This window comes from Kitasatospora sp. NPDC054768, assembly GCF_053612025.1.
The window spans coordinates 21,284-34,313 of the sequence record NZ_JBSHBN010000048.1; the positions used below are offsets into that span (position 1 = coordinate 21,284).

General features: G+C 71.4%; 11 protein-coding genes. All 11 read right to left on the bottom strand.

Going from position 1 to position 13,030, the window contains the following annotated elements; all coding sequences use genetic code 11:
* Nucleotides 1-34: 34 nt before the first annotated feature.
* The 11 genes from ACWGKU_RS17145 to ACWGKU_RS17195 all read right to left on the bottom strand — a co-directional run bounded on the left by ACWGKU_RS17145 (nucleotide 35) and on the right by ACWGKU_RS17195 (nucleotide 13,026).
* Entirely contained in the window at nucleotides 35-3,448 is a 3,414-nt protein-coding gene (locus ACWGKU_RS17145) for a non-ribosomal peptide synthetase (protein WP_452178758.1), read from the bottom strand.
* 55 nt (nucleotides 3,449-3,503) lie between these two features.
* A complete protein-coding gene (locus ACWGKU_RS17150; protein WP_452178759.1) occupies nucleotides 3,504-4,256 on the bottom strand; it encodes a thioesterase II family protein in 753 nt (250 codons plus the stop codon).
* Nucleotides 4,253-4,468 (bottom strand): MbtH family protein, encoded by a 216-nt coding sequence (locus ACWGKU_RS17155; RefSeq protein ID WP_452178760.1) that lies wholly within the window; start codon nucleotides 4,466-4,468, stop codon nucleotides 4,253-4,255. Before ACWGKU_RS17155 ends, ACWGKU_RS17150 begins: the two co-directional genes overlap by 4 nt.
* A gap of 36 nt (nucleotides 4,469-4,504) precedes the next feature.
* Complete coding sequence (locus ACWGKU_RS17160) at nucleotides 4,505-5,893, bottom strand: condensation domain-containing protein (protein ID WP_452178761.1); 1,389 nt, start codon at nucleotides 5,891-5,893, stop codon at nucleotides 4,505-4,507.
* An 89-nt stretch (nucleotides 5,894-5,982) separates the two neighbouring features.
* Nucleotides 5,983-6,663 carry a 4'-phosphopantetheinyl transferase family protein gene (locus tag ACWGKU_RS17165; protein ID WP_452178762.1) on the bottom strand — a complete coding sequence of 227 codons (681 nt, stop codon included), beginning with the start codon at nucleotides 6,661-6,663 and terminating at the stop codon, nucleotides 5,983-5,985.
* A gap of 73 nt (nucleotides 6,664-6,736) precedes the next feature.
* Nucleotides 6,737-7,465 carry a hypothetical protein gene (locus tag ACWGKU_RS17170; protein WP_452178763.1) on the bottom strand — a complete coding sequence of 243 codons (729 nt, stop codon included), beginning with the start codon at nucleotides 7,463-7,465 and terminating at the stop codon, nucleotides 6,737-6,739.
* The gene (locus ACWGKU_RS17175; RefSeq protein WP_452178764.1) at nucleotides 7,465-9,171 is read right to left on the bottom strand and encodes a non-ribosomal peptide synthetase; all 1,707 of its coding nucleotides are present in this window, start codon (nucleotides 9,169-9,171) and stop codon (nucleotides 7,465-7,467) included. The genes ACWGKU_RS17170 and ACWGKU_RS17175 overlap by 1 nt, the downstream gene beginning before the upstream one ends.
* Entirely contained in the window at nucleotides 9,171-9,353 is a 183-nt protein-coding gene (locus ACWGKU_RS17180) for a hypothetical protein (protein ID WP_401045684.1), read from the bottom strand. The genes ACWGKU_RS17175 and ACWGKU_RS17180 overlap by 1 nt, the downstream gene beginning before the upstream one ends.
* A 34-nt stretch (nucleotides 9,354-9,387) precedes the next feature.
* Nucleotides 9,388-10,578: a cytochrome P450 gene (locus ACWGKU_RS17185; protein WP_452178765.1), complete on the bottom strand. Its 1,191-nt coding sequence runs from the start codon at nucleotides 10,576-10,578 to the stop codon at nucleotides 9,388-9,390.
* A gap of 88 nt (nucleotides 10,579-10,666) precedes the next feature.
* Nucleotides 10,667-11,362, bottom strand: a complete 696-nt coding sequence (locus ACWGKU_RS17190) for a thioesterase II family protein (protein WP_452178766.1) — start codon at nucleotides 11,360-11,362, stop codon at nucleotides 10,667-10,669.
* Nucleotides 11,359-13,026 (bottom strand): non-ribosomal peptide synthetase, encoded by a 1,668-nt coding sequence (locus ACWGKU_RS17195; RefSeq protein WP_452178767.1) that lies wholly within the window; start codon nucleotides 13,024-13,026, stop codon nucleotides 11,359-11,361. The genes ACWGKU_RS17190 and ACWGKU_RS17195 overlap by 4 nt, the downstream gene beginning before the upstream one ends.
* Nucleotides 13,027-13,030 lie beyond the last annotated feature (4 nt).

Here is a 13,030-nt window from a genome sequence, read left to right on the forward strand (position 1 = left end):
GTTCCGCGACCGCCACGGCTCGGAAGTACGGATGTCAGGCCGCCCGGCGCAGTGCCTCGATGTACGCGGCCAGCGTCTCGACGGTCGGCGCGTCGACCAGGGCGCGCACCGGGATGTCCAGTTCGAGCTCGGCCCGCAGTCGGCTGACGACCGCCAGCAGGGAGAACGAGTCCCCGCCGGCCTCGAAGAAGTTGGCCCGCACGTCCACCTCGGCGAACCCGAGCACCTCCGCCCAGGCCGCCGCGACGGTGCGCTCCGTCTCCGTGCTCGGCGGCGTCACGGCGGTCGGAAGCACGGGAATCGGCTCGGGTCGGGGCAGCCGCTGGCGGTCCACCTTGCCGGTCGGGGAGAGCGGCATGGCCTCGAGCCACATGAACACGGCCGGCTGCATGACGATGGGCAGCTTCGGGGCGAGGTGGGCACGGAGCGCGGCCTCGTCGAGCCCGCTGCCCGGTGTCCTGACCACGTGGGCGACCAGCCGCTGGTCGGGCTCCAGGACCACCACGGCGTTCGCCACCTCCGGGTGACCGCGCAGCACCGATTCGATCTCCTCCAGCTCGACCCGCACGCCGCGGATCTTGACCTGGTTGTCGACCCGGCCCAGGAACTCCATCTCCCCGTTGGGCAGGCGGCGCACCAGGTCACCCGTGCGGTAGAGGCGTCGGTCGGGCCGGGCCGGGTCCGGGGCGAACCGGTCGGCGGTCAGGGCGGGCTGGTTGCGGTAGCCGCGAGCGACGCCGTCACCACCGATCCAGAGCTCGCCGGGCACGCCGATGGGCTGCAGGTTCCCCCAGCGGTCGACCACCGCGCAGGAGGCGTTGGCGATCAACTCACCCAGCGGCATGGAGCTGCGCTCCAGCGGCTCGTCGCCCATCCGGCCGACCAGGGCCGCGCCCGCGGTCTCCGTCGGCCCGTACTCGTTCCAGATCTCGCACCCGGCGGAGACGACCGCGCGGGTTCGCGCCACCAGGTCGGCGTCCAGGTTCTCTCCGCCCATGGACACGTGCCGCAGCGTCGGCATGTCGAGGCCGGCGTCGGTGATGCCGCGCATCTGGGTCGGCGTCAGGTACAGCATGTGGATCGACTGCTCGTTGATGAACCGGGCGGTGGCCCGGCCGTCGGCCTTGACCTCACGGGGCAGCATGACCAGGCAGGCGCCTGCGGTCAGTGCGTGGAACATCTGCTCGACAGACCAGTCGAAGTGGTAGGAGAGGTTGTGCACCACCCGGGTGCCGGGCCCGATCGGACGGATGTCCTGGGCCCACTGGATCCACGGGGTGATCGCGGTGTGCGGCAGGCCGACGCCCTTGGGCCGGCCGGTGGTCCCGGACGTGTACATCAGGTACACCAGCTGCGAGGGATGCAGCGCGGACCCCGGGGTGCCGTCCTGCGCGCCGTCCTGCGCGGTGCTCACCACGTCCACGTTCTCCAGGACGGCCGCCGGCAGCTGGTCCCGCAGTTCCGGGGTGGTGACCAGGATCTTCATCCCGCTGTCCGCGACGACGTACGACATCCGGTCGACGGGGGCGAGCGGATCGATCGGCACGTAGGCGGCACCGGACTTCAGGATGCCGAGGATGCCGACGATGAGGTCCACCGACGGGTCCGCGCACAGGCCGACCAGATCGTCGGTGCCGATGCCGCGCGCCGTCAACTCGTCGGCCAACCGGGATGCTCTGCGGTCGAGTTCGTGGTAGCTGACCCGCTCGTCGCCACTCTCCACCGCGTCCGCGCCCGGGGTCCTGAGCGCCTGCGCCTCGAACAGCCGGTGCAGGAAGAGGTCCGTGGGGTACGGACCGCAGTCGGCGGTGGACCACTCCTGAAGCTGACGACGCTCATCCTCGGGAAGGATGGTGAGCTCGGAGAGGCGCTTGGCGGGAGCGGCCACCGCGTCGGCCGCGAGCACGGCCAGGTGGTCGAGGATGCGCCAGGCCTTGTCCTCGAGGAACAGGTCGGTGTTGTAGTCGACCGCGAGGCGGTACGTGAATTCGGTCTCGACGACCCGGAACACCAGGTCGAACTTGACCGCCTTCAGGTTCAGGCCCAACTCGACGTCGTTGACGGTGATCCCGGCCAGCTCCGGCGCCGGGACCGCGTGCTGGTACGCCAGCATGACCCGGAACGGCCCCTGCCGGGAGGAACGGTCGGTCGAGACCGCGTTGACCACCCGCTCGTAGGGGACGTCCTGGTGGGCGAAGGCCTCCAGGATCCTGCCCCGGACCCGGCCGAGCAGCTCGGCCAGCGTCGGGTCGCCGGACAGGTCGCTGCGCACGGCGAGGGTGTTGAGGAAGCACCCGAGCATGGAATCGAGCTCCGGCAGATCACGGTTGGCGCTGGGGATGCCGACCACGATGTCCGTCTGGCCGCTGTACCGGCTGAGCAGCACGTTGAGCAGCGTGAACATGGTCATGAACGGAGTGGCGTTGTGCTCCCTGGACAGCTCGCGGATCCTGCGCGACACGGCTCGGGGCAGCTCGATGTCCACCGACGCCCCCTGGCTCGTGCCGCTCTCCCGGGGCGGCAGGTCGGTCGGAAGGTCCAGCACGGGGAGCGGGCCGCGCAGTCGGTCCTTCCAGTGGTCCAGTTGGCGTTCGAGCGTGGTCCCGGTGACCGTGCGCCGCTGCCAGGCGGCGTAGTCGGCGTACTGCACCGGAGGCCTCACGGCCGCCGGGATCCCGCCGTCGGCGGCGGCGGCGTAGAGCTCCAGCAGCTCGGCCATGGCGAGTTCGAAGGAGTACACGTCGGTGATGATGTGGTGCAGGTTGATGAGCAGGACGTGCCAGTCCTCGTCCAGCCGGTACAGCTCGACCCGGAGCAGCGGCCCCCGCTCCACGTCGAACGGCCGCTGGGCGGAGTCGAGGAGCAGACCGGCCAGAACCTGCTCCTGCTTCTCCTCCGGCTCGTCCCGGAGGTCGACCACGGTCAGCGGCAATTCGGCCTTGGCCTGAATCACCTGCTCGGGGATGCCGTCGACCGCCTTGATGGTGGTGCGGAAGACCTCGTGCCGGTCGACCAGCGCCTGGACGGCCTGCCCCAGGGCCGTGATGTCGAGCGGGCCCACGAGCTCGTTCGCCATCGGGATGTTGTAGCGGGAGCTCGGACCCTGGATGTGCTCGTCGACCCACAGCCGCTGCTGGGTGAACGAGGTGGGCGCGTGGAAGACCTCGCCCGAGCGCCCGTCGAACGGCTCGATGGTCTGTTCCGCCCCGGGCTCCGTCTCCCGCATCGCCTCGATGGCCGCGGTCAGCTCGACGAGGGTCTGTGCGTCGAAGAGCACGCTGAGCGGAATCCGGATGCCCAGCTCCTCGCGCAGCTGGCTGATCGCTCTGGCACCTTGCAGTGAATTGCCGCCCAGCGCGAAGAAGTTGGCGTCAGGACCGGATATCTCGGTGTGCAGGACAGCCGTCCACACATCCGAGACGACGTCCATCACGGACCGCTGCGACATGTCGTTCCACCTAAATCCGTCGATCGAGAGGATGGTTGTTTCGAAGGGCTTCGGGTCAGTGGCCGTGCTGCCGGGGCACGGCGGCGAGCCGCCCGGCGATCTCGGCGAGCACGGCCGGACGGGCGGAGTGCAGGAAGAAGTGGCCGCCGGGAAACATCCGCAGGTCGAAGCCGCCGGCTGTGAGCTCGCCCCAGCGCGGCATCGCCGCGATGCCCGCGGGATCGTCCTCGGTCCCACCGAACGCCGTGACCGGGCAGGTCAGCAGCGGCCCGTCGGTGAACCGGTAGGTCTCGACCACCGCGAGGTCGGCCCGGATCACCGGGAGCATCAGGCGCATCAGTTCCGGGTCCGCCAGAACCGCTTCCGGTGTCGCGGACCAGGAGCGCAGTTTCCCGATCAGCTCCTTCTCCGGACCGGCGTGGTACGCGCTCTCCTTCCGGGCTTGGGGCGGTACGCACCCCGAGACGAACAGCCGGGTGGGTGAGCCGATCTCCATCCGCTGCAGGGTGCGGGTGAGGTTCCAGGCCATCAAGGCGCCCATGCTGTGTCCGAAGAATGCGAACGGACGGTCCAGGTGCTGGATGACCGAGGGCACCAGGACGTTGAGCGCCGCGCCCATCCGGTCGAACAGCGGGGCGCCCAACTGGTCTTCTCTGCCCGGAAGTTGTACCGACCACGGCTCGATGTCGGCGGGCAGGGCGGCGGCCCAGTCGCGGAACACCGAGGCACCGCCGCCGGCGTACGGGAAGCAGAACAGCCGCGTGGCCGCCTGTGGCCGCTCGGCGAGCGGCCTGACCGTCACCCTCATCGGCCGGTCCCGCCCGCCATCTCCCGGCGCAGGGTCAGCGGACGCATGTCCGTCCACACCTCGTCGATGTGCGCGAGACAGGCCTCCTTCGAGCCCCGCTCGCCCGTCTCCCGCCAGCCGGCGGGCAGCTCGCGGCCCTGCGGCCAGATGGAGTACTGCTCCTCGGAGTTGATCACCACGACGTAGCCGTCGTCGTCACGCTGTCCGTCCATGGGCCCTTCCTTTCGGTGAGATGGCGCAATACCGGCTCAGGCGTTCGGCGTCCCGGGCCGGGAGGCTCGCAGGGCCCCCAGCCGACGACGGCCGGCGGGTACGGTCCGCGCCGCCCGCCGGGCCCGCGCCAGCGGCTCCGCCAGGGCGGCCAGCGAGACCGTCACGTCCTCGACGACCGTCCGCAGGACGGCCAGAAAGGCCGACCGGACCTCCTCGGCCTCGGACTTCGCCAGCCGTCGGGAGTTGTAGTTGAGCCGCAGACCGAGCCGGTCGCCGTCCGGCTTGCCGAACAGGCAGAGGTCGAGCTGCGAGGTCTGCCGGGCCGGGGGCAGGAAGTCCGCGAACTGGAAGGAGGTCGAGAAGACCGGGTTCCGGCCGGGTCGGGATTCCACATCGAGCTTCTCGAGCAGCAGGGTGAACGGATAACGGCTGTGCGCATAGGCGCCGATGCTCACGGCTCTGGTCCGGCGCACGACCTCTTCGAAGGGGTCCGCACCCGACATCCGCACCCGGACGGAGAGCGGGTTGACGAAACTGCCGAACATGCCGTTCAACTCCTTGGTGTCCCGGCCGGAGAACGGGACGCAGACCACGATGTCGTCGTCGGCGCTGATGTCTCGCAACGCGACCGCGTAGACGCTGAGCAGCAGGATGTGCGGCGTGACGCGCAGCTTCTTGACCAGTGCCGCCAGCCCTGCGGCCGTGTCGGCCTCGACGTCGAACTCCAGCGTCTCGTTCACCACCTCATCGGCGGGCGCGTCGTAGTCCCCGATGCGCAGCCGCGGCAGCGGGGCGGCCAGCTGGTCGAGCCAGTACACCTCCATGGCCTTGCTCCGGTCGCTCGCCAGCCACTCCCGCCGGCCCCGTACGAAGGCGTCGTAGGTCGTCGGGAGTGGGGGCAGCTCCGGCTCTCCATCCGCGGCGAAAGCTCGGTAGCAGAGCAGCAGTTCGCGTATGAGGATGCCCATGCTGGTGCCGTCCGCGATGATGTGGTGCACGTTCACGTAGAGGCAGTGGTGGTCGGCGGCCAGCTTGAACACCTTGAACCGCACCGGCGGGGTGGCGAGTTCGTCGAAGGGGGTCGCGTTCTCGTCCCGGACGCGCCGATTCAGTTCGGCCGTCGGATCAGCCGCGCCGGTCAGGTCGACGAGCGGTACGTCCGGGTCGAATTCGGGCAGGACACGCTGGCGCGGACCCTCCGGAGTGTCCCGGAAGGACAGCCGCAGCGCTTGGTGCCGGTCCGTCAGGAAGGCTGCGGCACGGCGCACGGCGACGATGTCCACCGCCTCGTACAAGTGCTGCCAGTGCGGAAGGTTGGATTCCGCCCGGCCCTCGTCCAGCTGATGCTGGAGCCACAACCCCCTTTGACCGTTCCACAGTTCGAACCAGGCCCTGTCACCCTCGAAATCGTAGGGGTCTTCCACTTGGCCAGCCAATCTTCACATCAATGGTTTACAGAATTCCCGGACCGACGTGACCGATTCAGAGAGGATGTCCACTGCTTCCGAGGATTTCAATGGGACGGGCCGGAGGTGCACGGCCGACCCGGAACGGCGCTCGCGGCCTGGACCAGCCCGTCCGCCACCCGCCACCGCCCCTCGAAGAAGACCGGGCCGGCCCCGTCGGCCGTCGACTCCGAAGCCGGCAGCCGGGCGGTGAAGGTCCCGTTCTCCGGGTCGAGGACGACTTCGGCGTCGACGAAGTCGAGCACGATGCCGCCCAGGGGGTACCACGCCTTGTAGACGCTCTCCTTGACGGCGAAGAGCAGCGTGTCCCAGTGCACCTCCGCGTCCCGGCGGAGGAGCTCCGCGAGGTGGCGCCGTTCGGCTTGCGACGTGATCAGGCGCAGGCCCCCGTCGGGCAGCGGCTGGTGGACCTCCGCGTCGATACCGAGGGAGCGGAATGGCCCGGCCCGGGCGACCGCGGCCGCCCGGTAGCCCGAGCAGTGGGTCATGCTGCCGACCACGCCGCACGGCCACTGCGGTGCCCCCGCCGTGCCCCGGAGGATCGGGGCCGGGGGGATGCCGAGCCGACCGAGGGCGGTTCGGGCACAGTGCCTGACGGTGGCGAACTCGCGGCGCCTGGCGACCGGTGACCTGGCAACCGCCTCGGCCTCCCCCGGCTGCAGCGGGACGTCGGGCAGATCACCGTGCGCCTCCTCGACCTCCACGCCGGGCGGCAGGAGGGTGATCACGAGGCGGCCCCGTCGAGTTCGGCCGTCACGGCTTCCACCGCTTCCGGGGTGGGTACGTCGACGGCGTCACGCTCTACGAGGGCCGGCTGCACGGCTCCTCCTTCTCCCCGGTGGCCAGCAGGTTGGTGAGCAGGACCTTCACGGCAGGCGCGTGGAACAGCTCCTCCGCCGTCACATCGACCCGGTGCACCGCCCCGGAGCCCGGCCAGTCGAGCGCCTCGCTCAGCAGGACGTGGGTGGGAGCCGGCGGGGCCTGCGGGGGCACCGCCGCGGTCAGAGTGAAGCTGAGCCAGGCCCGCTGCCCCTCGGTCAGTTCGACCAGGATCTCCTCGTCGAGCCCGGGCGAGCAGCCGACGATCACCGAGAGCAGGAAGGAGCCGGCCAGGGTGAGCGCGTCACCGGACGGCAGGCCGGTGATCACGGGCACCTCGGCGGACTCGTCCATGGCCAGGGCGAGGTCGTCCAGCAGTTCCTGAGGAGTCTTGGGATCGGCCGGTGCCGGGTCGAGCACGATGAGCGGGACGTCCGGCCCGGGCAGCGCCTCCACCAGCGCCGAGGCCAGGCCGACGGCCGAACAGTAGGCCAGCACCGCGACCGGGAGCGGCCCGGCGGCGGTGATCCGCTCGGCCCAGTGGGCGGCCTGCTCGGCCGTCCCGACGACTCCGTCGGCGAGGCCGGGGTAGTGCAATGGGTCGATCCTGAGGGTCCGCTCCTGCCAACCGTCGGGCAGGATGGCGCCGAAGGTCCTCCGGGGCACCTCGTTCCCGAACTCCAGTATGACGAGGGGCCGTTGGTCCTGCATCACTCTGCACTCCTGACGGCTTCGTCGACCTCGGCGGAGAAGTCCGCGAGGACCGGATGGTTGAAGATGGCCTGCAGCCCGATCTTGATGCCGAACTGCTCACGTGTCCGGGACACCGCCCGGGCGGCGATCAGCGAGTGCCCACCGATCTCGAAGAAGCTGTCCCCGGAGCGGGGGAGGTTCCCGGTCAGCTCGGACCAGATCTCGGCGATCCGCGCCTCGGTGGCGCCGAGGGGGGAGGGCTCGGCCGCGGCTGCGACCGGAGTGTCCGGCAGGGCCTTCCGGTCGATCTTGCCGTTGGGTGTCAGCGGCATCGCGACGAGCCGGTGCAGCCCGGTGGGGAGCATGTACGCGGGCAGCCGACCGGTCAGTGCGGCGCGGATGTCGCCCGGCTCGGCCTCGCCGCAGAAGAAGGCGCGCAGCGATCCGCCGTCCTGGTCCGGCACGTGGACGACGGCCGTCTGGTCCACTCCGGGAACGGCCAGGATCTCCTGCTCGACCTCGGCCGGCTCCACCCGGTGACCGCGGATGCTGACCTGGGCGTCCCGCCGCTCGACGAACTCCAGCTCGCCGTCGGCCGTCCAGCGGCAGAGGTCGCCGGAGGAGTACCAGCGGTTCTCGTCCTGGTCGGCGACGAACCTGCGGCCGGTGAGCTCCGGGTCGCCCCGGTAGCCGAAGGCCAGGACGTCGCCTCCGATCAGCAGTTCCCCGGGCACACCGGGCTCGGCGACCTCGACCCCGTCGGCATCCACCAGCCGGACCTTCGCGCCGGCGATGGGGCGTCCGATCACCGGCGCGCCCTCGGTGGGGCAGCGGCGCAGGTCCGCGCTGGCGGTGGTCACCACGGTGGCCTCGGTCGGCCCGTAGTGGTTGAAGACCGCGGCGGGGAAGCCGGCCGGCGGGCTCACCCGAAGACGGTCCCCGCCGGTCAGCAGGACGGCCAGGCCGACGGGCGGGGCCGGGAGGGCGAACAGTTGCTCGGCGAGCGGGGTACTCAGGAAGCAGTGCGTGATGGCGCTCCGCTCGATGAACTCGGCGATCACCGCGCTGTCGACGATCAGCCGCTCGGTCGGCAGCACCAGCGTCGCCCCGCTCGCGAGAGCCGCCCAGACCTCCCAGACCGTGGCGTCGAACCCCAGCCCGGCGAAGGCTCCCACCCGCACCCCGGGCCGGGTGCCGTAGGTCTCCCGGTGCCAGGACACCAGGTTCGCCAGGCCCGCGTGGCCGACCTCGACGCCCTTGGGCGTACCGGTCGAACCGGAGGTGTAGATGACGTAGGCCAGCGGGGCCGGCGACACCGACGCCGGGGCCGCCCCGGTGCTGTCGAGTACCGGAACACCCGCGGGCACCCGTCCGGCGAGCCCCTCCTGCGCGAGCACGGCCACCGGCCGGGCGTCGTGCAGGATCGCCTCCACCCGGCCGTCCGGCAGTGCCGGGTCGAGCGGCAGGTACGCGGCACCCGCGAGCCAGCTTCCGAGCTGTGCCACGATGCCCTCGATGCCGCGCTCGAAGAGCAGACCGACGAGGCAACCGCTCCGGTGGCCCTCGGCCTGCCGTATGCGTCCGGCCACCGCGGCAGCCGCGTCCCAGAACTGACGGTAGGTGAGCTTCTGCTGGCCGCACTCGACCGCGACCACGTCCGGATGCGCGTCGACGATCGCGCCGAGCATCCGGACCACCGTCCGTTCGTTCACGATTCCCTGCATCAAAGACCACTCCTGTCCCCGGCAAGCAGTTCCTGGTCCGCCCGGGCGACGCGCTCCACCACGTCCCTGTCGCCCCGGTGATCCTGGTGGGTGAGGAACTGGCGGAGGTGGTGCCGCGACACCCGCTCCCCACCGATGAGGCTGTCCGCCGACTCCGGGGAGCCGCTCGTCACTCGTGTCATCCCAACTCTCCTTTCAGGGATCTGCGGTCGGCCGTCAGGAGGCCGTGCCGCGCACGGCCAGGCGTTCCAGGAGGGTGATGCCGAAGTGCTGCCTCGTCACCGGCGGCCCGTCGAGGGCGAGATCCGCCCACCTGCCGGCGAGGCGCTCCAGTACGATCTCGGACTCCATCCGCGCCAGCCCCGCCCCCAGGCAGTAGTGCGCGCCGAAGCCGAAGCCGAGGTGCCGCCTGATCTCGCGGTCGTAGTCCAGAAGGTCCGGGTCGACGAAGGCGGCCGGGTCGCGGTTGGCCACGCCGAGCATCAGCAGGACGAGATCCCCCTCCGCGATCAGGTGACCGGCCGCCTCCACCGGCGCGGTGGCCACCCGGGCCACCTGCTGGACCGAGGTGTCGAAACGGAGCAGCTCGTCGACCACCGAGCCCGGTTCACCGCTCCGCAGGTCGGCCCAGGCATCGGCGTGCAGCGCGGCCCGAACGGCCTTGCCGATGAAGGTCGAGGTGGTCTCGAACCCGGCGTAGATCAGCAGGCTCGCCGTGGCCCAGACGTCGGCGGCCTCGATGACGCCCCCCCGGTGGGCGTTGCGCAGCAGCCAGAGCCCGGTGCCCTCGCGGACCTCCGAGCGCAGGGCCTCGTCCACCACGTCCGCGATTTCCCGCAAGGCGCGATGACCCCTGGTCCTGACCTCCGGCAGGTAGTCCGCCATCAGCAGCGCCGCGATGTCGGGCGCCCAGTCGTGCAGCCGGGGCGCGACCTCCCCGGGCAGCCCCAGGATCCGGCAGATGACCCGGCTGGAGAGCGGGACGGCGAGTTCCGCCATCACCTCCAGCCCGTCCGTCCGCCCCGCCAGGAGCTCGTCGACGAGCTCTTCCACGACGGGACGCATCGCGGCGAGCCGGTCGGCCGCGAAGAGCGGCGCGACGACCCGGCGGGCCGCCGCGTGCTCGGGGTCGTCGTTGAACATGAACCACCTGCGCACGACCTCTGCGGCCCGCCCCCCGCCCTCTCCCTCCCGGTGCAGGGTGGTGGTGCCCCGCTGCGGCCAGGCAGCCGACAGTGCGGGGTGCCGCAGCAGGGCCGTCGTCTCGCGGAACCCGGAGACGATCCACACCTCCAGGTCCTCGTCCCAGCGGACCGGCTCCTCCTCCCGCAGCGGGAGGTAGTCCGCGCAGGGGTCGGCCGCCGGACGGTCGTCGTCGCGGTAGGGGCAGCGTGGGGCCCGTGTCACGGTCACTTGGTACTCTCCGGGTTCTGGTCGACCCGGCGCGGCGGGGCGACCGACGACTGGCCGGGGGTCACCGGTGCGACGGCCGGGCTCAACACGGCTCCCCCTTCGTACAGATCGCCTCGACGGCGGCCACGAGCTGACGCTCGGCGGAGTGCAGGAAGAAGTGGTCGCCGCGGATTTCCTCTGCTCGGAAGGGACCGTCCGTGTAGTCCGCCCACGCCTCGACCGAGGACAGGTCCGCCTCGTCGTCCGTGTCCCCGTAGAACGCCACCACCGGGCAGCCGACCGTACCCGGGGTGCCGGTGCCGTACTCGCCGAGGATCCGGTAGTCGGCGCGGATGACGGGGAGGTAGATCTCCATCAGCTCCTCGTTCTCCAGCAGCTCCTTCGGAGTCCCGCCCAACGCGGCCAGTCGCTCGATGAGTTCGGCGTCGGAGAGTCGGTGGCTGTCCGCGTCGGCGGCCGGCAGCCGGGGTGCGCGGCTGGCCGAGACCAGCAGCGCCGACGGCTCCGGAGCGCCCTTGGAGCGGAGCAACTTGGTCAGCTCGAAGGCGATCACAGCACCGTAGCTGTGGCCGAACAGCACGTACGGCGAGGCCGGGTCGAGCTGCTGGTACAGGTCCGCGAGCAGGGCTGCCAGTTCGTCGATCGGCTCCTCCACGCAGCGTGAGCCCCGGCCGGGGAGCTCCAGCGGCACGACGGTGACGCAGTCCGGCAGGTGCCGCTGCCACGGGTCGTAGACGCGTGCCGAGCACCCGGCGTAGGGAATGCAGTAGAGGTTCAATTGGGCATCTCCGTACGGAGGATGTGGTCGGTCAGCGAGGCGACGGTCGGGTGCCGGAAGATCTCCTTGATCGGCACCCGGATGTCGAGGCCGTCGGTGAGCCGCTTCTGGAGCACCGTCAGGAGGACCGAATTCCCGCCGGCGTCGAAGAAGTTGGTGTTCTCGTCGACGGAGTCCGCGGCGAGCGTCTGCCGCCACGCCTCGGCCACGAGTGCCCGGACGTCCCCCGGGGGCGCCGCGGCGGGCGTTTCGGCGGCCTGCACCGCCCGGTCGCCGGCCGCCGGGCCGGCCGCCAGCCCGATCCGGTCCACCTTTCCCGTGGTGGTGCGGGGCAGCGCGGACAGGGCAGTGATCCTGGCGGGGTGGTGGCTCGACGGCAGCCGGTCCTTCAACCAGCCCTGGAGGTCCGCCTCGGCGCGCTGTACCACGAAGGCCACCAGCGCCGCGGTGTCGGGCCGGTCGGCGTCCTGGACCAGCACGACGGCCTGCGAGACCTCCGGGTGCTCCTCCAGGACGGCCTCCACCTCGCCCAGCTCGATCCGGTGTCCGCGCAGCTTGACCTGGCTGTCCAGGCGGCCGAGGAACGTCAGTGCGCCGTCCGGTCCCCGTGCGACCCGGTCCCCGGTGCGGTAGACGCGGCGGCGGCCGTCGGGGGTGTCGCCATGCAGGAAACGCTCGGCCGTCAGCTCCTCCCGGTTGAGGTAGCCGTGCGCCAGCCCCTCCCCGTAGAGCAGGAGTTCACCGCTCTCGTCGGTGAGGAGGCCCACCCCGGCCACCGGCTCGCCGAGCGAGATCCGCTCGGCGGAGTCCACCCGCGCCGCCGTGGACCAGAGGACTCCCTCGGTCGGGCCGTACACGTTCCAGAGTTCACCGCACCGCGGCAGCAGCTCCCGGGCGAGACTCGGGGTGAGTGTCTCTCCGCCGGTCCACAGTCGGCTACCGGGCGCACCCTTCCAGGCGGAGGCCGTCAGCATCCGCCAGAAGCTGGGGGTGGCCTGGACGACGTCCGGTGCGGCCCCCGCCACCAGCTCCGCGAAGGCGAGCGGATCCGCCCTGGTCTCCTCCGGGACCACCGTGAAGGAGGCCCCCACGGTCAGCGGAAGGAGCAGTTCCACCAGCGAGATGTCGAAGGACAGCGCGGCCATCGCCAGCACGCTCTCGCCGGCCGCCAGCCCCGGCCGCTCGGCCAGGCCGGCGAGGCGGTCGATCAGGGCCTGGTGGCCCACCATCACGCCTTTGGGCTGCCCGGTCGAGCCGGAGGTGTACAGGATGTAGGCGATCTCACCCAGGTCCGGTTCCCTCGGCGGCGACGGAAGTCCGTTCCCCTCCAGGGCGAACTCGCCCTCGGCCAGCTCGCGCAGCAGCAGGGCGGGGCGGGCGTCGTCGAGGACCCGGGCCCGCCTGGCCGGCGGGCTCTGCCGGTCGAGCGGCAGCACGGCGCAGCCCGCGGCGTTCGCGGCGAGGATGCCGACGGCCCCGCTGAACCGGCTGGACGCGTCGAGCGCGACGACGGAGCCCGGCCGGACCTTCGCCGCTATCCGCTCGCCGAGGTCTCCGGCCAGCGCGGCGACGTCACGGTAGGTGTAGGTGCGTGCCGTCCGCGCGGCCACGGCCTCGGGCGTCCGCTGCACCTGAGCCTGGACGACATTCCACACTGTCTCCACGCGA

Excerpts from the sequence above, each read along its gene's own strand:
- ACWGKU_RS17170 (WP_452178763.1), bottom strand. The coding sequence starts at position 7,465 with ATGCAGGACCAACGGCCCCTCGTCATACTGGAGTTCGGGAACGAGGTG.
- ACWGKU_RS17150 (WP_452178759.1), bottom strand. The coding sequence starts at position 4,256 with ATGAGGGTGACGGTCAGGCCGCTCGCCGAGCGGCCACAGGCGGCCACG.
- ACWGKU_RS17175 (WP_452178764.1), bottom strand. The coding sequence starts at position 9,171 with ATGCAGGGAATCGTGAACGAACGGACGGTGGTCCGGATGCTCGGCGCG.
- ACWGKU_RS17180 (WP_401045684.1), bottom strand. The coding sequence starts at position 9,353 with ATGACACGAGTGACGAGCGGCTCCCCGGAGTCGGCGGACAGCCTCATC.
- ACWGKU_RS17155 (WP_452178760.1), bottom strand. The coding sequence starts at position 4,468 with ATGGACGGACAGCGTGACGACGACGGCTACGTCGTGGTGATCAACTCC.
- ACWGKU_RS17145 (WP_452178758.1), bottom strand. The coding sequence starts at position 3,448 with ATGTCGCAGCGGTCCGTGATGGACGTCGTCTCGGATGTGTGGACGGCT.